We start from the raw sequence: 21,282 nt of genomic DNA, 5'->3' as shown, positions 1-21,282 counted from the left end.
ACGAGACCACCGGATCGTGCAGACGGCCCGGCTATTCGATTATATTGATTTCGCTTTCATCCTCGGTGTACCTCACCGGCGCCAGATGATTGCTGGCGATGAGGTACTGCACCGTCGGTGCTGGCTGGGCCGGATCCCTTGCCTGGGCGGCCAGATCCGTGGACGAGTTAATATGTTCGTGAGCAAAAATATGCTCGAGGATCTCCATCTCACTACAGCGACTCGCCGCGTCGAATACCAAAGGCTCGGCGATATCGCGGTACCACACCCGATAACTTGGCATGCCAATCTCCTAGCTGCAAAGCACCTTCATCATGGTATCTATTCTATAAGGCTTTTCCACGAACAAGTAGTTTCGCTCACGGTCTTTTAGCAGCTCGGGCAATACATAGCCCGACACCAAGACGATTTTAACGGTGGGATACATGTGCCGAACGGCTTCCGCAAGCTCCAGGCCCGTCATGCCCGGCATCATTATGTCCGTCAAAACGGCACCGATTTCCTTGTCGTCCTGAAGGGCTTGCAATGCCTCCGCGGCGGAGTGCACCACCTTTACCTGCAAGCCATGCATGCGGAACAATGTGGCAGCGCTGTCCGCGCCATCGGGTTCATCGTCGACAAGAAGAAGCTTGCCCAACAAGGCGCCGGAAACGGCGTCTCCCTCTCCGCTTCCTACCGGCAGTTGCTGCGCCTTTCCACTACTGGGTCCATCCGAGCTGATTTGCATGATAAGCCTCACAAACGTCGTTCTCGAGCCAAACAAATTCCGGGGAATATCCGGCGATGCAATCGACAATCAAATCGACAATCAATCGACCGATTTTCTTCGTCGCTCCCGGTCCGTCCGTGGAGGTGGAAGATGCGCCGCGAAGCCCTTCAGCGTTGACTCGACAACCGAGTCGATATCCTCAGCCGTGAGCGGCCTGTACAGAACCGAGTTGACACCGTCGAGCTGGTCGTTGGCGGGCATTGCGTCGCATTCCGCCAACAATATCAGTGTGGCGTCCGGCGAACAGCGCGCCAGTTCGCCGGTGAGAGAGCGCCGGTCATCCGGAATAGTCGTCGTGCAGGTCACGATCAGGTCGAACTGGATCATATGAGCGGCATGCAGCGCCTTCTTTGGGCTGAATACCGGCGTTATCAAATAACCCATGGAAGCCAGAATTCTGGAAGTCTCGTTGCAGGTATTTGTACTATTTTCTAGAACCAGTGCGTACTTCATGCTCCATCCCCGAGTCAGTTTTTTTAGATGGGATCACTCATCGCGTGAGGCCTGACCCATTCTATATAAACTTTTCGGCAAAAACCATGGTTTACCAATAATCCATCCTGCATGCCCACATGATGCCCGGAGTGTGCTAGGACTCGCGGTAGCGCGCCTCCACCAGGTCGATCTCGCGCAGCAGCTTGCGCGCCGTCTCGTCCGAGATGTCGCCGCGCCGCCCCAGGCGCAGGATGGTATTGCGCTCGGCGCGCAGCGCGGTCAGGCGGTATTCGCGCTCGATGTTGCGCGCTGCCTGGGCGTTCGGGCTGGCGCTGTCGTTGAGCTGGATGTTGCGCAGCCGGTTGGTGTACAGGCCGGCGATCGTGCCGTAGGCGTTGGCGTGCATCTCGGCGTCGGCTTCGCCCTCGTGCGCGCGGCCGGCCCGTTCCACCGCCGCCACCGCGGCTTCCACGGCGGCCTGGCGGGCGCGGTCCTCCTCCTGCTCGGCGGAGGTCTCGGGCGGCACCTCCAGCCCGCGCAGCAGGCGCGGCAGGGCCACGCTGGCGAGCAGCAGCGAGACCACGATCACGGCGCTGGCCAGCAGGATCGCCAGCTGGCGGCCGGGGAAGGGCGCGCCGTTCTCCAGCGTCAGCGGCAGCGTCATTACGCCGGCCATGGTCAGGGCGCCGCGCACGCCGGCGAAGGAAGTCGCCAGGATCAGCCGCATGCGCGGCTTGAACTCCTGCTGGCCGAGCCGCCGCTGGTTCAGGATGGTCAGGCGCAGCGAGACCCAGACCCAGACGAAGCGCAGCAGCACCAGGCCCAGGCTCAGGGCCAGCGCATTCCCGGCCAGCCACCAGGGATCGAAGGGCTGGCCGCCGTCGAAGGGGTGCAGGGCTTCGCGCGCGATGTCCGGCAGCTGCTCGCCCAGCAGCACGAACATCACGCCGTTCAGCGTGAATTGCAGGGCGTCCCAGATCACGTTGCGGCGGATGCGGGTGGAAGCCGAGGCCGAGCCGCTGAGCTCCACATAGCTCATGGTGACGCCGGCCGCCACCGCGCCGAGGATGCCGGAGGCGCCGATATGCTCGGCCGCGAGGTAGGCGCCGAAGGGCGTCAGCAGGTTGACCAGGATCGGCATGCCGTCGTCCTCGCCGAAGCGGCGCTGCAGGATGCCGTGGGCGCGCGAGATCAGCCAGGTGACGGCGACGCCGGCGCCGATGCCGGCCAGCGCCACCCACAGGAAGGTCAGGCCGGCCCTGGTGGGGGAGAACACCCCGGTCACCGCGGCGGCGACGGCGAAGCGGAAGCACACCAGGCCACTGGCATCGTTGAGCAGCGATTCGCCTTCGATAATGTGCATCAGGCGCGGCGGCACCGGGATCCGGCTGGTGATCGCCGACACCGCCACCGGATCGGTCGGCGCGACGATGGCCGCCAGCGCGAATGCGACCGGCAGCGGCAGCCCGGGAATCAGCCAGTGCACCAGGTAGCCCGCACCGAGCACGGTGAACAGCACCAGGCCGAGCGCCAGCTCGATGATGGTGCCCTTGTCGCGGAACAGGCCGACCTTCGGGATGCGCCAGCCGTCCAGGAACAGCAGCGGCGGCAGGAACAGCAGGAAGAAGATGTCCGGTTCGAGCGTGACGCCGTGGCCGAACACGCCCGAGATCACGGCGCCCAGCGCGATCTGGATCAGCGGCAGCGGCACCGCGAAAGGCAGCATCCGTCCCATCCAGCCACTTGCGACGACCGCGAGCAGCATCGCCAGGACCACTTCGACCGATTCCATCCGCTGCCTCCTTGTCAAATCCCGATGATAAGGGATGCAGCGGATGAGTGCGAATCCAATAGCGCGTTGCGCGCTTAGCGCCGGACTCCGGCTTCGGCGGCTGCGGCGAGGATGTCGGACAGCTGGGTGGTGTTGACCGGCTTGACCAGGTAGTGGTCGAAGCCGGCCGCCATCGAGGCGTCGCGGTCCTGCTGGCGGCCGTAGCCGGTCATCGCGATCAGGGTCGCGTTGCTGGTCTGGGCCAGCTGCCGCAGGCGGCGCGCCAGCTCGTTGCCGTCGAAGTCGGGCAGGCCGATGTCGAGCAGGCAGACTTCCGGCGACATGGTCTTGGCCAGCTCCAGCGCGTCGCCGGCCGAATACGCGACCTCGACCTGGTGCCCGGCCGAGTGCAGGAACAGCTGCAGGGTGTGGACCGCGTCGACGTTGTCGTCCACCAGCAGGATGCGCAGCGGGACGGCGCCGTCGAGTGCATGTTCGCCGGCCGGCTGCGGGGCCAGCGCCACGTCCTGGTTGTAGCGCGGCAGGCGCACCGTGAAGGTCGAGCCCTTGCCGAGGCCCGGGCTGTAGGCGGACACGCTGCCGCCGTGCAGCTCGACCAGGCTCTTGACCAGGGCCAGGCCCAGGCCGAGGCCGCCCTGCGAGCGGTCCGGGGTGCGCTCGGCCTGGGTGAACAGGTCGAACACGCGCTCCACCAGCGCCGGCTCCATGCCGATGCCGTCGTCGGACACGGTCAGCACATAATTCTCAACGTCAGCGTCGCCGTCGCTTTCGAGGCGCAGCTGGAGCGAGCCGCCCTCCGGCGTGTACTTGGTCGAGTTGCCGAGCAGGTTGGCGATCACCTGCACCAGGCGCTTGTGGTCGCCCTTGACGTGGGCCGGCGCGGACGGCAGGTCGATCACCAGGCGGTGCCGGCGCGCGGTGACGAGCGGGCGGATCTGCTCGGCGGCGTCGTCGACCACGCGGTTCAGGTCCAGCACCTGGGTCGACAGCGAGACCAGGCCGCGCGTCACCCGCGAGACGTCCAGCAGGTCGTCCACCAGGCTGGTCATGTGGTCGACCTGGCGCACGATGATCGAGCAGGTCTGGGTGATCTGGGCGTTGTCGGAGTGCAGCAGCTTGAGCAGGTGCGCGCCGGTGCTGATCGGCGCCAGCGGATTGCGCAGCTCGTGCGCCAGCATCGCCAGGAACTCGTCCTTCCTCTGGTCGGCGGCGCGCAGCTCGCGCTCGGCCAGCGAACGCGCCGATTCCTTCTTCTGCAGCGAGGCGGCCATGCGGTCCAGGGCCTGGGCCAGGTTGCCGATCTCCTCGTGGGCGTAGTCGATGCCGGAACGGGCATCGAGGTCGCCGGCGGCGATGCGCTCGGCAGTGCCCATCAGCTTGCGCACCCGCTGCACGATCAGGACGTCGCCGACCAGCCAGGCGGCCAGCAGGGCCAGCAGGGTGGTGGCGGCCAGGCCCAGCAGCGACATCAGCTGGTCGTGGCGCGCGGCCGAGGTGATGGTGTCGGTCGGGATGCCGATCGTGACGGTGTAGTCGGTCAGGGCCGGGGCGCCGACGCGGGCGAAGGTGTGCAGGCGCTCGACCCCGTCGTCGCCGCGGATCGTCACCGCGCGCTGGCCGGCGGTCCCCATCGCCTCCAGCGTGGCCGACGACAGCCGCGAGCCGAAATAGCGCTCCGGGTCCGGACGGCGCGAGATGATGGTGCCGCGCGCGTCGGCGGTCGCCAGCACCGAGCCGGGCGGCAGGTTGATGTCGTTGATGAAGGTGTCCAGGCCTTCCAGGTCCATCGCCGCGAATACCACCGCAAGGACCTTGCCGGTGCGGTCGATGACCGGATAGGTCAGGTTGATCGTGTGCTTCTTGATCACGCGGCCGAACACGTAGTCGCCGGCGATGAAGCGGCGCTCCGTGATGGCGCGGCGGAAGTGGCTGCGGTCGCCCAGGTTGACCGGGTGCAGCAGCGGCACGGCGGAGCAGGTGACGTCGCCGTTCAGCTGGATCAGGCCGAAGTTGACGAAGCCCTCGTTGCGGTCGAGGACATCCGACAGCAGCGACGTGCATTTCGCGGTATCGCCCATCAGGTCGGGCACGCTGGCCAGGTCGACCAGGATCTGGCGCGCGCCTTCGATCGACTGCGCCTCGTTGGCCGCCGCCATGCCGGTCAGGCGGCGCAGGTTTTCCTCGGATGCCTTGATGGCGTGTTCGCGCTCGCGTATGCCCGACAGGATCGTCATCACTGCGAGCGGCATCATCGCCAGTGCCACCAGCAGCATGAGCCGGCTGCGGAGGCTGTTCAACCGGAACCGGCCCAACCCAGATGTCATTATTTTTTCTTTAAATCACCAAATTCTACAATCCTGCGAATGCCGTCGCGCAGCGTCGCCACGTCGTCCGAAATGTAGCCCAAGCGGATAAAGCCCGGTACACCCAGCGCGTCGCCGGGCATGATGGCCACTTTCTTCTCTTCGATCAGCCGTTCGGCGAAGCCGACGGTGTCCATCGTCAGGCTGCGCACGTCTCCCCACAGGTACGGACCGGATGCCGGCGCGTGCATGACGATCCAGGGGACCTCGGCAAACAGCCTCACCGCCAGGTCGCGCCGCTGGCGGTAGTCCGCCATCATCTCGTGGGGCGCGCCGGTAGCGAAGGCGGCGACCGCCGCCACCTGCGACAGGTGGGGTGCGGCGGCCGTGATGGGACCCTGCAGCGTCTGCATCGCGTTGACCACTTCGGCCGGGGCCAGCGCGAAGCCGACCCGCCAACCCATCATGGCGTAGCTTTGCGAAGCCGAGAAGATGGTAACGACGCCGATCTTCCGCCAGTCGCACAAGGCAGCCAGGCTGGTGTGTTCGCCATCGAAGATCAGGTGCTCGTAGCTTTCGTCGACAATCACCTGGGCCCCGATGCGTTCCACCCAGGCACGAATATGTTCCAGTTCCCGGCGAGTGTACACCTTGCCGGTCGGATTGTGCGGGTTATTAATGATCACGACCTTCGGGCTTTCCAGGCTGTCCAGCAGTTCCGGCGTGATGGCGTCGGGCAGATCGACCAGGATCGGACGCAACCCCAGTAGTTGTGACGTGGCAACATATGCCGGCCAGTGCGGCTTGAAGACCAGCACGCTGTCGCCCGGATCCGTGATCGCATACAAGGCCTCGTACAGGGCCTGCTTGGCGCCGTTGGTGACGATGATCTCGTCGGCTTTGGCCTCGATGCCGTTTTCCTTGCTCAGCTTGGCGGCCAGGCGCGCCCGCACGTCGAGCGCCCCGACCACGCTGGTATAGGGCATGGTGCGTTCGCGTTCGACGGCCTCGGCAACCGCGTCCAGCACCGGACGCGGGGCCGGGAAGTGCGAAATCGCGATCGAGAAGTCGATGACGGGCTGCCCCGCGTTGCGCATGCTTTCGACGCGCCCGTGCATGGCGGTGGTCGCGAGGGGGCGGGACGATGCGATCCTGGCCGATGTCTGCATTCTTATTGTCTCCGTAAGTGACTGATAACTCAGGAATATTTACCCGATCAAGGTAAATTGTTTCCCGATTGTACTAGTTTCAAAAAAATGTGACGCACGGGACACATATGTAACGGAATGGCAAGCCCGGGCAGGTTTCGACCGGGGTGCTGCCCGGCGCGAGCGCCGCGCCGCGGCCGTTTCTGATACGGTGGACACAAGTGCATCATTCGTTGGAGTAAAGCCATGGCTATGGAAAATGTAATTGTGCGAACCTTCAAGCACACCGGGGCGGCGGAGCAGGCGCGTGAGGAATTGCTGGCCGCCGGCATCGCCGCGGACGACGTCGAGGTCACGGTCCGCATCGACGAAACCGGTCCCGTGCAGGGCAATTTCACGGTCGGCGACAGCCCCGCGGTCACGGGCAAGACCGCCTACACCCACACCTATGCGCCGGTGGCGCAGGACGACGTGCGCGACTGCCAGATCACGGTGAACGCCGGCGACCCGGCCCAGGCCGAGCGCGCGATGGCGATCCTCGACCGGCTGGGGGCGCTGGATCCGGATCCGGCGCACAGGGCGCAGCAGCGGCACTAACCCGTCGTATAGGAACGCAAACATGAGCGCCATCCACCTCGATGAAACCGACGCCCTCCTGATCATCGACCTGCAGAACGACTTCCTGCCCGGCGGTGCGCTCGGCGTCGCCGGCGGGCACGAAGTGGTCGCGCCGATCAATCACCTGATCGAGCTGTTCCGCGCGCAGGGCCTGCCGATCGTCGCCTCGCGCGACTGGCATCCGCGGGACCACTGCTCGTTCGCGGCCCAGGGCGGGCCCTGGCCGCCGCATTGCGTGGCCGGTACGCCGGGCGCCGAATTCACCGCCGAGCTGGCGCTGCCGGACGAGGCCATCGTCGTCTCCAAGGCCGACACCGCGGCGGTCGACGCCTATTCCGCCTTCGCCGGCACCGACCTGGCGGCCCGGCTGCGCGCGCTCGGCGTGGAGCGGGTCACCGTCTGCGGGCTGGCCACCGATTACTGCGTGCTGAATACCGTGACCGATGCGCTGGAGGAGGGCTTCGACGCCATCCTGGTGCCGGAAGCGATGCGCGCGGTGGACGTCAAGCCGGGCGACGGCACGCGCGCGCTCGACCGCATGGTGGCGCGCGGTGCGGTGCCGGTGCGCCTGGGTGAACTGGGAATGACCGCCTTGTCGGTCGCCTGACAGGTAGGGTGGGCACGGGAGTGCCCGCCCTACGCCAGGCGCAGCAGGAAGAGCATGCCGGCGACATCCGCGCCGTGCTCCTTGCGCAGCGCCGCGTCGAGCTGCGCCATGACCGTGAAGCCGGCCTGCGCCGCGCAGGCCCCCACATACGCGGGGGCGTGGGCGAAGCGGTTCGAGGCCGTGATCGCATAGCCGGCCGCATTCTCCCGCGCCGGCGCCAGCGCCTCCACCGAGAACGCGAAGCGGCCGCCCGGCCGCAAGGCGCGGGCCACGCGTCCGAACAGCGGCGCCAGTTCGCCGAAGTACACCAGCACGTCGGCCGCCAGCACCAGCTCCCATTCCCCGTGCCGGCCTTCCAGCCAGGCGAGGATGTCGGCGCAGGCCAGTTCGTCGTAGAGGCCGGTCTCGCGGGCCTTGTCCAGCATCTTTTCCGACAGGTCGACCCCGGCCAGGCGCCGCGCCAGCGGACGCAGGAGGGGCGCGCACAGGCCGGTGCCGCAGCCCAGGTCGAGGGCCGATGCCACCTGCGTATCCAGCCCGGCCCGCAGCAGGGACACCAGCAGCTCCGGGGTGCGGTAGCCCAGCACGCCGACCAGGTGACGGTCGAAGTGGCCGGCGTACTGGTCGAACAGGCCTTTCACGTAATCGGCCGGGGCGGCCGTCGGCGGCGCGCCTTCGCCCAGCGCGGCCAGCGCAAAGCCGATGCCGGCCGGGTCCGCGCCCAGCGCGCGCGCACGATGATAGGCCGCGATCGCGTCCTCGCGCCGTCCCAGCGCGCGCAGCACGTTGGCGCGGTAGTGTTCGGCCATCCCATAGTCCGGGCGGATGCGCAGCGCGCGGTCGTAGCTGTCCAGCGCCGCGGACAGTTCGCCGGATTTCTTGAGCGCGGCGCCGCGCGCGCACCAGATCTCGGCCTGCCGCTCGGGCGTCGCGCCCGCCAGCGCGCGGTCGTAGGCCTGCACGGCGTCGCCAAACCGTTCCAGCGCCTGGAAGGCGTTGCCGAGCGCCTGCAGGGCGTCCGCGTAGCCGGGGCGGCCATGCAAAGCCTGCTCGGCGCTGGCGGCGGCGTCGGCATGGCGCCCCAGGTCGTTCAGGACGATGGCGCGGTGGCACCAGGCTTCCGGGTAATTCGCCTGCTGCGCCAGCGCGCGTTCATAGCTGTCCAGCGCCTCGGGCAGGCGCTTGATGCGGCGCAGGGTGTTGCCGCGGTTGTTCCAGGCCAGCGCATAGCGCGGGTCGAGGCGCAGCGCGGTCTCGTAACTCTGGAGCGCCGCCTCGGCCTGGCCCAGGTCCTGCAGGGCGGCGCCGAGGTTGCAGTGGGCGCGCGCCTGGCTGGCGTCGACCTGCAGCGCCTCGCAGATCAGCGCGGCGGCGCGCGCCGCATCGCCGCGCTGGCGCGCAATCACGCCGCTCAGGTGCAGGGCGTCGAACTGGCGCGGCTGCACCGCGAGCACCTGGCTGTACAGCGCCTGCGCCTGCTCCAGCCGTCCCTGCTGGTGCAGGGCGACGGCTTGCTGGAGCAGGGCGGCAGGGTCCGGCACCGGCATCAAGTCCAGCTGAGGTCCGTCTTGCTGAGCGGGAGCTCGCGCACGCGCTTGCCGGTGGCGGCGAAGATCGCGTTGCAGACGGCCGGCGCCAGCGGCGGGAACACCGGTTCGCCCAGGCCCGTGACCGGGTAGTCGGTCTTCAGGAAATGGGCCTCGATCCTGGTGGGCGTGTCCGGCATGCGCAGCAGCGGATAGTCGTGGAAATTACTCTGCACGATGCGGCCGTTCTCGATGTTCAGCGACGGGTACATCAGCGTCGAGAGACCGTCGATCACCGAACCCTGCACCTGGTTCTCGGCACCGGACAGGTTGACGACCTGGGCACCGATATCGGTCACCACCACCACGCGGTCGACCCGCAGCTGGCCTTCCTTCGAGACCGTGACCTCGGCCACCTCCGCCACATAGCCGCGGTGGCTGAAGTGGAAGGCCACGCCGGCGCCTTGCCCGCGCGCGAACTTGCGCTTGCCCCAGCCGGACTTCTCCGCCACCGCCAGCAAGACATTGCGCATGCGCGCCACGTTGTAGGGCACGCCGCGCTCGCCGGTGCCGGCCACCATGTCGCGGTCGCCCAGGACGTCGAGGCGGAACGCGATCGGATCGCGCCGGGCGGCATGCGCCAGCTCGTCGATGAAGCTGTGGAAGACCCAGGCAAACACGTTCGAGCCGGGCGCGCGCCATGGTCCCATCGGGATGCGGCACTCCAGCGGGGTCTGTTCGAGCAGGCAGTTGGGAACCCAGCGGCCGGGGAATTCGTCGCCCGACAGGCTGCCGCCGCTGCCCGGCCGCAGCACGCTATTGCTGCTGCCGTCGCCTTCCTTCTGCTCGACGCGGTTGGCGAAGGTCACGAAATGGTTGTGCCAGGCCACCAGCTTGCCCTGCTCGTCGACGCCGCCGCGCAGGAAGTGGAAGCCGCCGGCGCGGAAGTGGTCGTGCTGCAGGTCGTCTTCGCGCATCCAGGTCAGCTTGACCGGCGCCTTGAGCTTCTGCGCGATCGCCACCGCGTCGACGATGAAGTCGGACGACAGGCGGCGCCCGAAGCCGCCGCCGCTGCGCGTGATGTGCAGCGTGATCTTCTCTTTCGGGATATTGAAGGTGCTGGCCACCAGGGCCTGGCCGGCGCCCGGATTCTGGGTCGGCGCCCACAGCTCGATGCTGCCGTCCTTCGGATCGAACGAGGCGGTGCAGTTCTGCGGCTCCATGCTCGCGTGCGAGATGAAGGGGTAGGTATAGGCGGCTTCGACGGTGCGGGCGGCGCCGGCCAGCGCGGTCTCGACGTCGCCGTCGCGGCGCATGGTGGCCACGCCCGGCTGCCTGACGGCGGCCTGGGCCTGGGCCAGGAAGCCCGCCCAGCTATGGCGCGCGCCTTCGCCTTCGTCCCACTGGACCACCAGCTTCCTGCGCGCGCGGATCGCATTCCAGGTCGAGTTGGCGACGATCGCCACGCCCGGACGCAGGCCGTTCAGGTTCTCGGTGCCCTCGACGATGAAGGCGTCCTTCACGCCCGGCATCGCCTTGATGGCGGCCAGGTTGGCCGACACCGGGCGGCCGCCCGGCACCGGGCACTTGACGTAGACCGCGTACAGCATGCCGGGCAGCTGGACGTCGATGCCGAACAGCGGCTTGCCGGCCACGACCTTGTCGTTGTCGACCCCACCCACGCGGGTGCCGAGCAGGCGGTAGGTGGACGGGTCCTTGAGCCGCACGCTCTTCGGGTCCGGCACCGGCAGCGCGGACGCGGCCTTGACCAGTTCGCCGTAGCCGAGGCGGCGCTTCGAGGCGTCGTGCAGCACGGCGCCGCGTTCGGCGCGGCATTCGCGCGCCGGCACGCCCCAGGCCTGGCTTGCGGCCTGGACCAGCATCGTGCGCGCAGTCGCGCCCAGGCGGTGGAAGTTCTCGTAATTGGTGGGGGTCGAGGTCGAGCCGCCGGCGCCCTGCGGGCCGTAGGCCGGGTTCAGGTCGCCCTGGACCACGCGCACATCCTTCCAGTCGACTTCCAGCTCTTCCGCGATCACCATCGGCAGCGAGGTCTTGATGCCCTGGCCGATCTCCGGCTGCTTGGACACCAGGGTGACGACGCCGTCCTGGGCGATGCGGATGAAGACGTTGGGCGAGAATTCGCCGGCCGCGGCCGCGGCGGCATTGGCGCTGCCTGCCTGGGCCTGGGCCACGGCGGCAATCGCGCCGCCGCCGTACAGGCCGAGGGCCAGCAGGGAGCCGCCGGCGGCGGACTGGCGCAGGAAGCTGCGGCGCGAAGCCGAAGCCGGCGCGGATGGCACGCTAGCGGGGCGGGTGCTCATTTCTTGCCCTTTCCGCTCGGGGCGCCCGATGCAATATCGGCCGCGCGCTGGATGCCGGCGCGGATACGGACGTAGGTGGCGCAGCGGCACAGGTTGCCGGCCATGGCCTCGTCGATCTGGGCGGCGGTCGGGCGCGGATGCTGCTTGAGCAGGGCGCAGGCGCTCATGATCTGTCCTGACTGGCAATAACCGCACTGCGGCACGTCGAGTTCCTGCCAGGCCTGCTGCAGCGGATGCGCGGCGTTGGCGTCGAGACCCTCGATGGTCGTGATCTTGCGCTTGCCGATCGACGACACCGGCAACTGGCAGGCGCGCGCCGGCTGGCCGTCCACGTGCACGGTGCAGGCACCGCAGGCGCCGACGCCGCAGCCGTACTTGGTGCCGACCAGGCCGAGGGTGTCGCGCAGGGCCCACAGCAGGGGCGTGTCGGCTTCGACGTCGACGGGCTGCGCCTTGCCGTTGACGCTCAGAGTGTATTTACTCATGTGTTGTTTGTGTTGTTGCCAGAACAGAACAACGCAATCGTAAACCAAAGCGGGCCATCCGGACCAAGGACTTTTGGAAAAATGTAGGCGGGCGGGGCGCCCGCGTTCAGAATCCTTCCGGATAGGTTTCCGGGGGCTCCTCGGAATGCCAGCCGCCGCCCGGATCGAGCGGCGTGACGGCCGTGGTGCGGTCGATGTGGATGACGGCATCGAACTGGACCGCCATCTGGGCCTGGAAATAATGGCTCTGGCGTTCCGTGCGCGGCAGGTAGATGACGCCGATCGCCCGTTCCAGGCGGCGCTGCATCAAGGCTTCGCGGGCAGGGCTGTCGCCCGCATCTTTCCCGCTGAGGGGCAGCAGGAAACGTTCGACGCCCGTTTGGTGCAGCAATTCCTCGTAGCTGCCGGGCATGCCGGGACGTACCCGCTTGTGCTCGGCCGGGCCATCCCACTCGGAGGCGGCGGTCACGAAACCTTCGTAGGTCGAGAAGCCGATCAAACGGGTCTGGCCGTCGTAGGCCTTGCGCGCCAGTTCGCCCACATTCCACTCGCCGAGCTGGCCGACCTCGGTGGCGCGTGCATCGCCGATATGGGAATTGTGCTCCCAGACCACGATCCTGGCCGGCTCGCCATCTTTCGACAGGTGCTGCGCCAGGGCTTCCAGGGTCTCGGCCATATGGCTGTCGCGCAGGTTCCAGGACGAGATGCGGCCGCGGAACATGGTGCGGTAGTATTCCTCGGCATTCTTGACGAGGCGCGCATTCTGCTGGGCATGAAAGAAGGCGTCGGCGCTGCCGTCCTTCTGCGAATATTCGTAGGCGCGCTGCTGCATCTGGTTCAGCTGCTCGATCACGCCCTCTTCGCAGGAAGCGGACATGTCGAGGCTGGCCGAATAGCCGTAGTGCTGGCTGTCTTCATAATAGTGGTCGAAGCAGGCGTAGCGTTCGCGGGCCACCCTGGCCGCCTGCGGATCGACCTTGTCGAGGTAGGCCAGCACTTCACGCAGCGAGGTAAACAGGCTGTACAGGTCGAGACCGTAGAAGCCGACCTGCCTGCCGCCGGCCTGCTGCCGGTTGTGCGCGCGCAGCCACTCGACGAATCCTTCGACATCGGTGTTCCGCCACATCCAGTTCGGGAAACGCTGGAAGCCGGACAGCGCCGCGTTGGCGTCGCCGTCGTCGCCCTGGCCGCGCACATAGCGGTTGACCCGGTAGGCATCCGGCCAGTCGGCCTCGACGGCCACGGCATGGAAGCCTTTTTCCTCGATCAGGCGGCGGGTGATGCGCGCGCGCTCCTCGTAGAACTCGTGGGTGCCATGGGTCGCTTCGCCCAGCAGGACGAAGCGGGCGTCGCCGACCAGGTCGAGCAGCTCGTCGTAGTCGCGCGGGCCGCCCCCCAGGGGGATGGCGGCGGCGCGGATGGCGGCAACCGGATCGGAGCTCGCCATGATCGACTCAGTGCAGCAGGCGGCTGACCCAGCTGGACTGGGCAGCTTCGCGCGGCATCGATCCGCGCTCGATGAGGGCCCGCATGCGGCCCAGGTCCTCTTCCATCTTCGACTTCGGATCCGAGCCGAGCAGCAGTGCGAAGGCGTGGCCGAGGGCGCCGGCCGGCGGCGTGTAGGCCATGCGCACCGTGACCAGGGTGCCGCCGCGGTGGCGTTCGAACTGGATCGAGCCGCTGTTCGGGATCTCGGCGCCCGGTTCGCTGCGCCATGCCAGGCGGTTCGGCCGGCTTTGCTCGGTCAGCACCGAGTTCCATTCGAAGCGGGAACCGCCCGGACCCTTCACGATCCAGTGCGAGCGGCGGCGGCCCAGGTCGCGGACCTCGGCCACGTGCGACATGAAGTGCGGGAAGTTCTCGTAATTCGCGAACTGCTCGTAGACTTCGTCCGGCGAGGCGTCGATATGGATCGTCTTCTCGAAGTCGATGGTCTGGTCCATGGCCGTGCCAAGGCCCTTGGCCATGCCCAGTCCCTTGGCCATGCCGAGGCCGGCTGCGCCGCGGTTCACCAGGCTGCGCAGCGGCTGGTTGGCGGCGCCGCGCGCCAGCAGGGCGCCGCCGGCCAGGCCCAGCACCGCGGCGATCGGCGAGCGGCGCACCAGGCCCATCAGGACCAGCAGGCCGCCGCCGACCAGGGCGGTGTTGCGCATGCCCGGGTTCCAGGCGCCTTCGCTGTCGCCCCGCACCTCCTGCGCCACGCGCTGGCCGAGGCGGCCGGCGCTCTTGCGGGTGTCGTCGTAGAACTCGGAAACGCTGTCGGCGGCGCGGCTGACGGTGTTGCCGACTGCGCCGAGTGCGCTCGAATAGGTATCGCTGTTCTGGGCCTGCCTGGCGCCGCTCTTCGCCTTCGAGATCGCATCGTCGGCCAGGTCGCCGGCGTTGCTGGAGGCGCGGCCCATGACGTCCTTCGCCTTCGAGACGGTGTCGTCGAGCATCTCGCCGGCGGCGCGGCCCATGCGCGAGATCGCCGAGCCGATGCTGCCGTCCGGCCGGGAAGCGTCGATGGCGTCGTCGGCGGCGGCGCCCAGGCGTTCGCCGGCGCCGCGCCAGACATTGCCGATGGCGCTGGAGGTGCGTGTGCCGGCGTAGCGCACGGCGGCGGCCGACTGGGCGCGGCGGGCGCCGCCGCGGTCGGGGTCGAGCATGTACATCAACAGGGCGCCGGCGGCGGCGCCGCCCAGCCATTTGGCAAGTTCAAGCCCGGTGTCCGTCGTCGTCGTGCTTTGCGTCGGCAGTCGTTGCATGATGTGGGTCCTCCTCTGGTTGTTGTTGGTCGGCCGTCCGCGCATGCCAGGCGGCGGCCAGCAGATCCTGTACTTCCTCATCGCTGGTCTGGTCGAAGGCGTCGTACCACTGGCCGACGGAGCGGAACAGCGGCGGCGCCGACAGGCAGACCAGCTCGTCGACATCGTTTTCCAGCGCCGCCAGGGTTTGCGGCGGCGCCACCGGCACCGCCAGCACCAGCCTGGCCGCGCCCAGGCCGCGCGCCACCCGGATCGCCGCCAGCATCGTCGAGCCGGTGGCGATGCCGTCGTCGACCAGGATCGCGGTGCGTCCGGCCAGCGTCAGCGGCCCGCGCGCACCGCGGTAAGCGCGCTCGCGCCGCTCCAGTTCGGCCAGTTCGCGCTGCGTCACGGCCTCGACCTGCGCGGCGCTTACGCCCATCAGGCCCGGTACGCCCGGCTGCAGCACGCGCACGCCGCCGCTGCCGACCGCACCCATCGCATATTCTTCATGGTGCGGCATGCCCAGCTTGCGCACGATAAGAATATCGAGCGCGATACCGAGCCGCTGTGCGATAGCGAACCCAACCGGCACACCGCCGCGCGGCAGCGCCAGCACGACCGCATCCGCGCGGCCAGCATAGGCCCGCAACTCGCGCGCCAGCATCTTGCCGGCCTGCTCGCGGTCCTTGAAACGTCGGAACTCGGCCATGCTGCGCTGCTCTCCCGCGGTTTTCCCGGCGCTTGCCCTGGCTACTGGATGGTCAGCCGCTTGGCCGCGCCGCCCTGTCGTTTCGGCAGCGTGAGCATGAGGATGCCATCTTCGAGCCTGGCCTGGGCGCCGGCGTCATCGACCTCGGCGGGCAGCGTGAAGCTGCGCTGGTACCGGCGTGTCGAGCGTTCAGAATACACCACCTGTTCGCCCTCACGCTGTTCGTTTGCCTCCTGGCATTCACCCTCGATCGTGACCCGCTGGCCGTCGATCGAGACCTTGACGTCGTCCTTCTTGACGCCCGGAAGTTCAGCCTTCACTTCAAAGGCCTTGTCGTTCTCGCTGACATCCAGGCGCGGCATCGCCAGCCCCTCGTCGGCCCAGCGTCCGGCCTGGGCCATGGGTGCGAAGAAATCCTGGAACATGCTCTCGACCAGGCGGCCGAACTGGTCGTCCATCGGGCCGCCGCGCAGAGTGGACAGCGGGCTGTTGCCTCTTCTGATCAGGTTCATGATGACCTCCCTTTGTGATGGATGTATTACCATTTATAGGGCTGTCGAAAATCGATTTCAAGGGAGGCGCAAGCAAGTTTGACACCCGCCAGTCGGCGGGCCCGCGGCGGGAATTTGCGGTGTCAGGCGAGGGTCTGACGGTGGAAGCGCAGATGGTCTTCCACGAAAGTCGAGATGAAGTAGTAGCCGTGGTCGTAGCCGGCGTGGCGGCGCAGTTCGAGCGGCTGGCCGGCGGCGCGGCAGGCTTCCTCGAAGGCTTCCGGATACAGCTGCTCGGCCAGGAACTTGTCGGCCAGGCCCTGGTCGATCAGGATCCCCTGGGGGAAGACCGTGCGGCCGGCGTCCTTCATCAGCTCGGTCGCGTCGTGGCCGCGCCAGGCCGCTTCATCCGGGCCGAGGTAGCCGCCGAAGGCCTTCCTGCCCCAGGGGCATCGGCTCGGCGCGGCGATCGGCGCGAAGGCGGACACCGAGCGGAACAGGTCCGGATGGCGCAGCGCCAGCGTCAGCGCGCCGTGGCCGCCCATCGAGTGGCCGAAGATGCCGACCCGCTCCCGATCGGCCGGCAGCAGGCCCGATACGAGTTCGCGCAGCTCCAGGATGTAGCTTTCCATGCGGTAGTGGTGCGACCACGGTTCCTGGGTGGCGTCGAGGTAGAAGCCGGCGCCCGCGCCGAAGTCCCAGGCATCGAGTTCTCCGGGGACGTTCGCGCCGCGCGGGCTGGTGTCGGGCGTCACCAGGATCAGGCCAAGCTCGGCGGCCACGCGCTGGGCGCCGGCCTTGACCATGAAGGTCTCTTCGGTGCAGGTCAGGCCGGCCAGGTAGAACAGCACCGGCAGCTTCCCGCCTTCGGCCCCGGGCGGCAGGTAAACCGAAAAGCGCATCGGCAGGCCGATGGCCTTGGCATCATGCTGGTAGAAACGCTGGACGCCGCCGAAGCAGGCGTGTTCACTGAGTACATTAGGTTGGGCAAGATCGGTCATCGTCGTTCCAAAATCAGGTGAGCAATACGGCAAGTATGCCTGCTGCGCCACACTCTTGCATGCCGATGGTCGGGAGGCTCAGACCACGCCGAGCGCGCCGAGCAGGGCGCCGGCCGCCAGGACCCACAGCAGGTGCAGGCGGGTGCGCCAGATCACCAGGCCGGCGGCCACCGCCAGCAGGGGCAGGCGCCAGCCGGCCTCGCCGACCGAGCTGCCGAGGATCCAGGCGGTCGACAGCAGCAGGGCGATCACCACCGGCGCCATGCCCTGCTTGAAGGCGCGCACGGCGCGCAGCTCGCGGTTGCGGTGGCCCCAGCGCGCCGCGGTGTAGGTGATGATGGTCGAGGGCGTCATGATGCCGACCATGGTGACCAGCACCCCGAACATCGCCGCGCCGAGGCTGCCGGCGTTCATGCCGACGTGCCAGCCCATCAGGGCCACGAACAGCACGTTCGGGCCGGGCGCGGCCTGGGCCAGGGCGATCGCGGCGTTGAACTGCTCCTGGGTCAGCCAGTGGTGCTGTTCGACCAGGAAGCGGTGCATCTCGGACGAGGTCGAGATCGCGCCGCCGATCGACATCATCGACAGCAGCAGGAAGTGGGCGAACAGGTTCAGCCAGTCCGACGCGGCCAGGACCAGGTGCAGGGTCTCGGGCGCCGCGCTCATGGCTTCAGCCTGCGCCAGGTGAGGATGCAGCCCAGTCCGCCCAGCCCGGCCAGCACGTAGAGCAGCGGGCACTGCAGCAGCGCCACCAGTACGAAGCCGAGCGCGGCGATGCCGATGCACCAGGACAGCGGCAGCGGGCTGCGCTTCAGGGCCACCGCCAGCTTGAGGCCGGCGGCGCCGATGAGGCCGGCCGAGACGGCGGCCATGCCGCGCAGCGCGCCGGCCACGTGCGGGTCGGCGGCGAAGCGGTCATGCAGCACGGCCAGGCCGAGCACCAGCAGCAGCGGCACGGCCAGCAGGCCGGCGAGCGCCGTCAGGGCCCCGCGCAGGCCGAAATAGCGGTCGCCGATCATCATCGACAGGTTGACCACGTTCGGCCCGGGCATGATCTGGGCCACGGCCCAGTCTTCGATGAATTCCTCCTGGGTCAGCCAGCGCTTGCGGTCGACGAGTTCGCGCTGGACGACGGCGAGCACGCCGCCGAAGCCCTGCAGGGCCAGCAGCGTGAAGGAGACGAACAGATCGGACAGGGACTGCGGACGGGCAGGGGAGGCGGGCTCTCCCGGAAGCGCTTGGGGCGAAGAGGTCATGCACGCGATTATCGCGCCGCCGCCCCGGTCCTGTCCATGCGGGTGGCGCTCAGCCGCCGCCGATGCCGCGCACGACCCGGCCGGTACCCTCGCATTCCGGACAGGTCTTGCCGTCCAGCTTGCCGCTGCCGCCGCACATTTCGCACAGGTCCTCGCCGGTGCCCGGGGTGCCCGGTTTTGCTTCGTCGCCCGGCTCCAGGTCGGGATCGGGAGTCATGGTCATGGGGTCCTCGCTGATGGTGGTTGACGGGACCATTCTAGGCTTGGGCGCGCGGGCATGGCGCACGCGCACGCGCCGCGGGAAACGGCGGCCGTGTCATCGCCGTGTCATGTGCGGATGCGAAATTAATTCTTGACTTGGGCCGGTGCTCGCCGATACTGCATCTGCGGCAACCGGCCGCGTTCGATCACACAGGAGCAGCAATGGACCGACTTTCCCCCGGCCGCGCGGGCGACGCGCTCGCCGTCCCGACCCAGCGCCAGGACCAGCGCCGCCGCGTCATCGTCGATACCGGTATCGCCATGCAGCGCGATGCCGGCACCGTGTCGGCGGTCGAGTTCCTGCGCTCTCAGGATATCGCCGCCGCCGTGATCCAGCGGGTGCTGGGCGAGCCGGACCGCCGGCGCATGCCCATGGCGTGACCGGCTATTTCCGGCGCCATTCTTATGCACAAATTTTTCCGCAAGGCATCTTGCAAAAATATTCGAATCGTGCGCCACTTGACTTCGTAAGCCCTTGATTTTGCGTAGTTCAGACGCTGCCTGTGCAATGGGCAAGTTGTTGAAAGCCGCATTCTTTCTTGCTTCCCGCATGTCAAGGGGGTGCTTTTCCACATGGTTATTCACAGTTTTTGTGGATATCTGTACAAGGGCGAATGCAAACGGTACTTGCGGAACTCTACTGGATAAATGTACAGTTCCGTCATCTTCCCGCTCCACCGCATTATGCCCGATACCGTCGACCCCAGCGTTTCCAGACCCGCGCTGCATGAGCCGCTGCAGGATCCTTATGCGTCCCTGAATCCCGAACAGCGCGCGGCCGTCGAACACGATGTCGGCGCCGCGGTCTCCCGGCCGCTGCTGGTCGTGGCCGGCGCCGGTTCGGGCAAGACGAATACGCTGGCGCACCGGGTCGCGCGGCTGATCCAGTCCGGCGCCGATCCGCAGCGGATCCTGCTGCTGACCTTTTCGCGGCGCGCCGCCAACGAGATGGTGCAGCGCGCCGGCGGCGTCCTGCAGCGCATCCTCAAGACCTCGAGCCAGGCCGTCGCCGCGCTGCCCTGGGCCGGCACCTTCCACAGCATCGGCGCGCGCCTTCTGCGCGAGTACGCGGGACGGATCGGCCTCGAGTCCTCGTTCACCATCCACGACCGCGGCGATTCCGAAGACCTGATGGGCATGGTGCGCCAGGAAATCGGGCTCACGGGCGGGCAGAAGCGCTTCCCCTTGAAGGGCACCTGCCTGGCGATCTATTCGCGGGTGGTGAACAGCCGCGACGCCCTTGGCGAGGTGCTGCAGTCGACCTTCCCCTGGTGCAGCGAGTGGGAAGAGGAACTGAAGCGCCTGTTCGGCGCCTACGTCGACGCCAAGCAGGAGCAGAACGTGCTCGATTACGACGACCTGCTGCTGTTCTGGGCCGAGATGGCCGCCGACCCGGAACTCGGGCCGGAACTGGGCGCCCTGTTCGACCACGTGCTGGTCGACGAGTACCAGGACACGAACCGCCTGCAGGCCGCCATCATCCAGGGCATGAAGCCGGACGGGCGGGGCGTGATGGTGGTCGGCGACGACGCCCAGAGCATCTATTCCTTCCGCGGCGCGACGGTGCGCAACATCCTCGACTTCCCGCAGGCCTTCTCGCAGCCGGCGCAGGTCATCACGCTCGACCGCAACTACCGCTCGACCCAGCCGATCCTGGACGCCTCGAACGCCGTGATCGCGGCGGCGCTGGAACGCCATGCGAAGACGCTGTGGACGGACAAGGTCTCGACCGCGAAGCCGCAGCTGGTGCTGATCCCGGACGAGGCCGAGCAGGCGCGCTGGGTCTGCAACCGGGTGCTGGAGCAGCGGGAAAGCGGTACCCGGCTGACCCAGCAGGCGGTGCTGTTCCGCGCCGCCAGCCACAGCGCCGCGCTGGAGCTCGAGCTGGTGCGGCGGAACATCCCCTTCGTGAAGTTCGGCGGCCTGAAGTTCCTGGAGGCGGCCCACATCAAGGACCTGCTGGCGGTGCTGCGCTTCGCCCAGAACCCGAGCGGGCGCCTGGCGGGCTTTCGCGTCGCCCAGCTGGTTCCCGGAATCGGCCCGGCCACCGCGGCGCGCCTGCTGGATGCGGTCGGCGAGGCCGCCGAGCCGCTGGCCGCGGTCGAAGCCTTCGAGGCGCCGGCGCGCGCCCAGGGCGACTGGGCGCCCTTCGTCGAGCTGTTCCGCCAATTGCGCACGCCGGGGCTGCGCTGGCCGATGGACGTCGAGCTGGTGCGCAACTGGTACTTGCCGCACCTGGAGCGCCTGTACGACGACGCCCCGGTGCGCGCGGCCGACCTCGACCAGCTGGTGCAGCTGGCCGGCGGCTACGGGTCGCGCGAAAGCTTCCTGACCGAGCTGACCCTGGACCCGCCGGACGCAACCAGCGACCGCGCCGGGCCGCCGCTGCTCGATGAAGACTACCTGATCCTGTCGACCATCCACTCGGCCAAGGGCCAGGAGTGGAAGTCGGTGCATGTGCTGAACGTGGTGGACGGCTGCATCCCGTCCGACATGGCGACCGGCAGCGCGGACGACATCGAGGAAGAGCGCCGCCTGCTGTACGTGGCCATGACGCGCGCCAGGGAGCAGCTGCACCTGGTCGTGCCGAACCGCTTCTTCATCAAGCAGCAGGCCCAGATGGGCGACCGCCATGTGTATGCCCAGCGCAGCCGCTTCATCACGCCCGCCATGCTGAAGCACTACGAGGAGTGCGTCTGGGTGAATGCGGACACGCCGCACAGCCGCAAGCCGATGCCGGATGCGGTGCGCATGCTGGTGCGGGAAAGGGCGCGAAATGCGTGGAAATAGAACATGAACAAGGGGTAATTCAGGCGAGTTATCCCCCGTGT

Annotated in this window: 21 protein-coding genes; 4 read left to right on the top strand and 17 right to left on the bottom strand. The window is 67.9% G+C overall.

Going from position 1 to position 21,282, the window contains the following annotated elements:
* Window positions 1–31: 31 nt before the first annotated feature.
* The 6 genes from AM586_RS05445 to AM586_RS05420 all read right to left on the bottom strand — a co-directional run bounded on the left by AM586_RS05445 (window position 32) and on the right by AM586_RS05420 (window position 6,468).
* Window positions 32–283, bottom strand: a complete 252-nt coding sequence (locus AM586_RS05445; protein ID WP_047826017.1) for a hypothetical protein — start codon at window positions 281–283, stop codon at window positions 32–34.
* A gap of 9 nt (window positions 284–292) precedes the next feature.
* Window positions 293–727: a response regulator gene (locus AM586_RS05440; protein ID WP_082439873.1), complete on the bottom strand. Its 435-nt coding sequence runs from the start codon at window positions 725–727 to the stop codon at window positions 293–295.
* 81 nt (window positions 728–808) lie between these two features.
* On the bottom strand, window positions 809–1,222 hold the full coding sequence (locus AM586_RS05435) for a hypothetical protein (RefSeq protein ID WP_156328247.1): 414 nt from the start codon (window positions 1,220–1,222) through the stop codon (window positions 809–811).
* 136 nt (window positions 1,223–1,358) lie between these two features.
* Complete coding sequence (locus AM586_RS05430; RefSeq protein WP_047826020.1) at window positions 1,359–2,996, bottom strand: Na+/H+ antiporter; 1,638 nt, start codon at window positions 2,994–2,996, stop codon at window positions 1,359–1,361.
* A gap of 74 nt (window positions 2,997–3,070) precedes the next feature.
* Window positions 3,071–5,269, bottom strand: a complete 2,199-nt coding sequence (locus tag AM586_RS05425; RefSeq protein WP_229411228.1) for an ATP-binding protein — start codon at window positions 5,267–5,269, stop codon at window positions 3,071–3,073.
* 50 nt (window positions 5,270–5,319) lie between these two features.
* On the bottom strand, window positions 5,320–6,468 hold the full coding sequence (locus AM586_RS05420) for a pyridoxal phosphate-dependent aminotransferase (protein ID WP_047826022.1): 1,149 nt from the start codon (window positions 6,466–6,468) through the stop codon (window positions 5,320–5,322).
* Between the two features lie 246 nt (window positions 6,469–6,714).
* Here AM586_RS05420 and AM586_RS05415 point away from each other — a divergent pair, with 246 nt between their 5' ends.
* Together AM586_RS05415 and AM586_RS05410 are read left to right on the top strand one after the other, a co-directional pair.
* Window positions 6,715–7,044 carry a hypothetical protein gene (locus AM586_RS05415; protein ID WP_060566952.1) on the top strand — a complete coding sequence of 110 codons (330 nt, stop codon included), beginning with the start codon at window positions 6,715–6,717 and terminating at the stop codon, window positions 7,042–7,044.
* Window positions 7,045–7,066: 22 nt separating this feature from the next.
* Complete coding sequence (locus AM586_RS05410) at window positions 7,067–7,672, top strand: isochorismatase family protein (RefSeq protein ID WP_047826024.1); 606 nt, start codon at window positions 7,067–7,069, stop codon at window positions 7,670–7,672.
* 29 nt (window positions 7,673–7,701) lie between these two features.
* Here the strand turns inward: AM586_RS05410 and AM586_RS05405 are convergent, their stop codons facing one another.
* From AM586_RS05405 to AM586_RS28555, 11 genes are all read right to left on the bottom strand, one after another.
* Window positions 7,702–9,213, bottom strand: a complete 1,512-nt coding sequence (locus tag AM586_RS05405; RefSeq protein ID WP_229411229.1) for a tetratricopeptide repeat protein — start codon at window positions 9,211–9,213, stop codon at window positions 7,702–7,704.
* Window positions 9,214–9,218: 5 nt separating this feature from the next.
* On the bottom strand, window positions 9,219–11,519 hold the full coding sequence (locus tag AM586_RS05400) for a molybdopterin cofactor-binding domain-containing protein (protein WP_047826026.1): 2,301 nt from the start codon (window positions 11,517–11,519) through the stop codon (window positions 9,219–9,221).
* Window positions 11,516–12,004, bottom strand: a complete 489-nt coding sequence (locus tag AM586_RS05395; RefSeq protein ID WP_047826027.1) for a (2Fe-2S)-binding protein — start codon at window positions 12,002–12,004, stop codon at window positions 11,516–11,518. The genes AM586_RS05400 and AM586_RS05395 overlap by 4 nt, the downstream gene beginning before the upstream one ends.
* A gap of 106 nt (window positions 12,005–12,110) precedes the next feature.
* Window positions 12,111–13,451, bottom strand: a complete 1,341-nt coding sequence (locus AM586_RS05390) for an erythromycin esterase family protein (RefSeq protein ID WP_047826028.1) — start codon at window positions 13,449–13,451, stop codon at window positions 12,111–12,113.
* A gap of 7 nt (window positions 13,452–13,458) precedes the next feature.
* Window positions 13,459–14,751: an SRPBCC family protein gene (locus tag AM586_RS05385; protein WP_052234105.1), complete on the bottom strand. Its 1,293-nt coding sequence runs from the start codon at window positions 14,749–14,751 to the stop codon at window positions 13,459–13,461.
* Window positions 14,702–15,442, bottom strand: a complete 741-nt coding sequence (locus AM586_RS05380) for a phosphoribosyltransferase (protein WP_047826029.1) — start codon at window positions 15,440–15,442, stop codon at window positions 14,702–14,704. Before AM586_RS05380 ends, AM586_RS05385 begins: the two co-directional genes overlap by 50 nt.
* Window positions 15,443–15,483: 41 nt before the next feature.
* A complete protein-coding gene (locus AM586_RS05375) occupies window positions 15,484–15,954 on the bottom strand; it encodes an Hsp20/alpha crystallin family protein (RefSeq protein WP_052234106.1) in 471 nt (156 codons plus the stop codon).
* A 122-nt stretch (window positions 15,955–16,076) separates the two neighbouring features.
* Window positions 16,077–16,934, bottom strand: coding sequence for an S-formylglutathione hydrolase (gene fghA, locus AM586_RS05370; RefSeq protein WP_047826030.1), 858 nt, complete (start codon window positions 16,932–16,934; stop codon window positions 16,077–16,079).
* Window positions 16,935–17,012: 78 nt separating this feature from the next.
* Window positions 17,013–17,600: a chromate transporter gene (locus tag AM586_RS05365; RefSeq protein ID WP_047826031.1), complete on the bottom strand. Its 588-nt coding sequence runs from the start codon at window positions 17,598–17,600 to the stop codon at window positions 17,013–17,015.
* The gene (locus AM586_RS05360; RefSeq protein WP_047826032.1) at window positions 17,597–18,190 is read right to left on the bottom strand and encodes a chromate transporter; all 594 of its coding nucleotides are present in this window, start codon (window positions 18,188–18,190) and stop codon (window positions 17,597–17,599) included. Before AM586_RS05360 ends, AM586_RS05365 begins: the two co-directional genes overlap by 4 nt.
* A gap of 49 nt (window positions 18,191–18,239) precedes the next feature.
* The gene (locus tag AM586_RS28555) at window positions 18,240–18,413 is read right to left on the bottom strand and encodes a hypothetical protein (RefSeq protein WP_197416486.1); all 174 of its coding nucleotides are present in this window, start codon (window positions 18,411–18,413) and stop codon (window positions 18,240–18,242) included.
* A 200-nt stretch (window positions 18,414–18,613) separates the two neighbouring features.
* Here AM586_RS28555 and AM586_RS05355 point away from each other — a divergent pair, with 200 nt between their 5' ends.
* Complete coding sequence (locus tag AM586_RS05355) at window positions 18,614–18,832, top strand: hypothetical protein (RefSeq protein ID WP_047826033.1); 219 nt, start codon at window positions 18,614–18,616, stop codon at window positions 18,830–18,832.
* 303 nt (window positions 18,833–19,135) lie between these two features.
* Window positions 19,136–21,241, top strand: a complete 2,106-nt coding sequence (locus AM586_RS05350; RefSeq protein ID WP_047826066.1) for an ATP-dependent helicase — start codon at window positions 19,136–19,138, stop codon at window positions 21,239–21,241.
* Window positions 21,242–21,282: the final 41 nt, after the last annotated feature.

This window comes from Massilia sp. WG5 (assembly GCF_001412595.2).
Lineage (GTDB): Bacteria > Pseudomonadota > Gammaproteobacteria > Burkholderiales > Burkholderiaceae_D > Telluria.
The sequence above is the reverse complement of the archived record's forward strand: the minus strand, read 5'-3'. Positions and strand labels throughout refer to the sequence as shown.

Excerpts from the sequence above, each read along its gene's own strand:
- AM586_RS05445 (WP_047826017.1), bottom strand. The coding sequence starts at position 283 with ATGCCAAGTTATCGGGTGTGGTACCGCGATATCGCCGAGCCTTTGGTA.
- AM586_RS05440 (WP_082439873.1), bottom strand. The coding sequence starts at position 727 with ATGCAAATCAGCTCGGATGGACCCAGTAGTGGAAAGGCGCAGCAACTG.
- AM586_RS05435 (WP_156328247.1), bottom strand. The coding sequence starts at position 1,222 with ATGAAGTACGCACTGGTTCTAGAAAATAGTACAAATACCTGCAACGAG.
- AM586_RS05430 (WP_047826020.1), bottom strand. The coding sequence starts at position 2,996 with ATGGAATCGGTCGAAGTGGTCCTGGCGATGCTGCTCGCGGTCGTCGCA.
- AM586_RS05425 (WP_229411228.1), bottom strand. The coding sequence starts at position 5,269 with ATGCTGCTGGTGGCACTGGCGATGATGCCGCTCGCAGTGATGACGATC.
- AM586_RS05420 (WP_047826022.1), bottom strand. The coding sequence starts at position 6,468 with ATGCAGACATCGGCCAGGATCGCATCGTCCCGCCCCCTCGCGACCACC.
- AM586_RS05410 (WP_047826024.1), top strand. The coding sequence starts at position 7,067 with ATGAGCGCCATCCACCTCGATGAAACCGACGCCCTCCTGATCATCGAC.
- AM586_RS05400 (WP_047826026.1), bottom strand. The coding sequence starts at position 11,519 with ATGAGCACCCGCCCCGCTAGCGTGCCATCCGCGCCGGCTTCGGCTTCG.
- AM586_RS05395 (WP_047826027.1), bottom strand. The coding sequence starts at position 12,004 with ATGAGTAAATACACTCTGAGCGTCAACGGCAAGGCGCAGCCCGTCGAC.
- AM586_RS05390 (WP_047826028.1), bottom strand. The coding sequence starts at position 13,451 with ATGGCGAGCTCCGATCCGGTTGCCGCCATCCGCGCCGCCGCCATCCCC.
- AM586_RS05385 (WP_052234105.1), bottom strand. The coding sequence starts at position 14,751 with ATGCAACGACTGCCGACGCAAAGCACGACGACGACGGACACCGGGCTT.
- AM586_RS05380 (WP_047826029.1), bottom strand. The coding sequence starts at position 15,442 with ATGGCCGAGTTCCGACGTTTCAAGGACCGCGAGCAGGCCGGCAAGATG.
- AM586_RS05375 (WP_052234106.1), bottom strand. The coding sequence starts at position 15,954 with ATGAACCTGATCAGAAGAGGCAACAGCCCGCTGTCCACTCTGCGCGGC.
- fghA (WP_047826030.1), bottom strand. The coding sequence starts at position 16,934 with ATGACCGATCTTGCCCAACCTAATGTACTCAGTGAACACGCCTGCTTC.
- AM586_RS05365 (WP_047826031.1), bottom strand. The coding sequence starts at position 17,600 with ATGAGCGCGGCGCCCGAGACCCTGCACCTGGTCCTGGCCGCGTCGGAC.
- AM586_RS05360 (WP_047826032.1), bottom strand. The coding sequence starts at position 18,190 with ATGACCTCTTCGCCCCAAGCGCTTCCGGGAGAGCCCGCCTCCCCTGCC.
- AM586_RS28555 (WP_197416486.1), bottom strand. The coding sequence starts at position 18,413 with ATGACCATGACTCCCGATCCCGACCTGGAGCCGGGCGACGAAGCAAAA.
- AM586_RS05355 (WP_047826033.1), top strand. The coding sequence starts at position 18,614 with ATGGACCGACTTTCCCCCGGCCGCGCGGGCGACGCGCTCGCCGTCCCG.
- AM586_RS05350 (WP_047826066.1), top strand. The coding sequence starts at position 19,136 with ATGCCCGATACCGTCGACCCCAGCGTTTCCAGACCCGCGCTGCATGAG.